The sequence below is a fragment of the Psychrobacter sp. T6-1 genome (assembly GCF_052258445.1).
In genome coordinates, this window is the sequence record NZ_JBQQFC010000430.1 from 1 (window position 1) to 1,560 (window position 1,560).

The 1,560-nt window shown below is 43.1% G+C and carries 1 protein-coding gene and 1 pseudogene; one reads left to right on the forward strand and one right to left on the reverse strand.

What is annotated here, in order from left to right; genetic code table 11:
* The coding region (locus ACTXGO_RS13510; protein ID WP_443574885.1) for an aminotransferase class I/II-fold pyridoxal phosphate-dependent enzyme at nucleotides 1–743 on the reverse strand (743 nt) is incomplete at its 3' end.
* Nucleotides 744–1,084: 341 nt separating this feature from the next.
* Here ACTXGO_RS13510 and ACTXGO_RS13515 point away from each other — a divergent pair.
* Nucleotides 1,085–1,560 (forward strand): annotated as a pseudogene (locus tag ACTXGO_RS13515) (hypothetical protein); the annotation flags it as partial.

Consider the following 1,560-nt stretch of genomic DNA (forward strand, 5'->3'; position numbering starts at 1 on the left):
TTTGAGCGTTTTGATAGGGAGTGAAAGACCACACAGTTTTTGAAATTATCACGTCCAAGAGCGGCGCACGCTTGTAGTAACCCTATGGGCGCCTCATCGAAATATAACTCGCTGTAGCACTCATCGCTTGCAATAATAAAGTCGTGCTGATCTGATAAGCGAATCAGGTACTCCCAATCATCCATAGTCATCACAGAGCCAGTAGGATTATTCGGGTTACAGACGAATAATAGCTGAGTACGCGTCCAGACCTCTTTGGGCACTGAGCGGTAGCTGCCCTTAAAATTATTGGCAGGGGTACAAGGTACAAAATGCGGCGTGGCCTCTGCAAGTATCGCCGCCCCTTCATAGATTTGATAAAAAGGATTGGGCATGACGACGGTAGGCTCATCGTTATTGCCATCATGGTTGATAACCGCTTGAACGAAACTAAATATCGCTTCACGCGAGCCCATAACGGGTAATACTTGTGAGTTTGGATTGACATGCTGCAAAAAAAACCGCTTTTCTAACCAGTGCGCGATGGTTTGACGCAGCTCAAACATACCGCTCGTCGTCGGATAGCGCGCTAAGGTGTCCAAGTTTTCTTGTAGTACGTCCAGCACAAAGGCGGGCGGTGCGTGTTTTGGCTCACCAATACCTAGCTTGATCTCAGTGTAGTCGAGGGCAGGCGAGCTATTCTCTAGCAAAGTTGCCATTTTTGCAAAGGGGTAGGGATGCAGGTGCGTTAAGTTGTTATTCATAAGATCGCTGGCTATAATAGACAATAAATAATAAAGTTATAAAGAAAAATTACAGTTTAGTAGTGTAGCACTTCTGCTGTTTGATGTCTTTTTCTTCCAATGCTTATTGTCATTATCCCAATACCTAAAGGTTGAATGACTCAAGTTCAAAGATATAAAGTTTATGGTGATTTAGTTTAAGATGACTCAAGGACGTATCCAGTCATTTTGTAGTAAACCGTCTTATAATGAGCAGCTGCACTCTATCATTATAGTTCGCCTTATTACCCATAGCTTATAAATAATAGAACAATAAGGACGCCGCTTTTAGGTGGCTGCCTAATAAGCTTAGGACAATTGATATGACACTCGTTTATGATCCAAAAAAACTCGACAATACCTTTGATACTGATCAAAGCCCTAGAGTCGAACCTCGTCCTATCATTTGTGATCAGTTACGCGCACGTGAACAACAGTGGTGTCATGCACGCAAGCGCATATCTACCCTGCAAGAGCGTCAGATGTTTTGGTACGGCGACAATAGCTCCATAATGTGGTTACTCTGGCAACTGGTCGCTTATGTGGTTGCAGCAATTATACTAATGCTATCGACAAGACTACTTGGTTTTAGCTTGTCTGTATGGGTCTATCCACTGGTATTTGGTTTACAAACGATCCTTTTCTTTGTTCTACTACATAAAAAAGGACGCTTAGCCAACCGTATTCAGACTATTTTGACCAAGACTGAAATGACGTGTAAGCAGGCGTTCAATGAGATGGATGTTTTAGCCAAAGATAGCGTGTTCCCTGATGTTCACGCCAACTCGCCACTATCTTT